General features: G+C 80.1%; 1 protein-coding gene. It reads right to left on the reverse strand.

Annotation, left to right across the window (positions count from 1 at the left end):
- Window positions 1-193, reverse strand: a 193-nt coding sequence (locus G3I42_RS37110; RefSeq protein ID WP_203607320.1) for a hypothetical protein, incomplete at its 3' end; no start/stop codon positions are given.
- Window positions 194-241: the final 48 nt, after the last annotated feature.

Raw genomic sequence — 241 nt, forward strand, 5'->3', positions numbered from 1 at the left:
CCGTCGTCGCTCCCCGTACCGCCGCGCCCGTGGCCCCTGCGGCGGTGCCCGTCGTGGCGCGGCGCCTCCTGCCCGGCGTGCCGGGCCGTACCCCCGACGTGGCAGGCACCTCCGTGCCGACCGCCACGACCGTGCCCGGGCCCTCCGTCCAGCGCGTCCCGGCGCGGAAGTCCCGCCCGGGGGAAGCCTCCACGCAGCCCCCGTCCGCACTCCCGCAGCCGCAAGCGAGCGACACGCCATC

It is taken from the genome of Streptomyces sp. SID11385, from assembly GCF_010548245.1.
GTDB lineage: Bacteria > Actinomycetota > Actinomycetes > Streptomycetales > Streptomycetaceae > Streptomyces.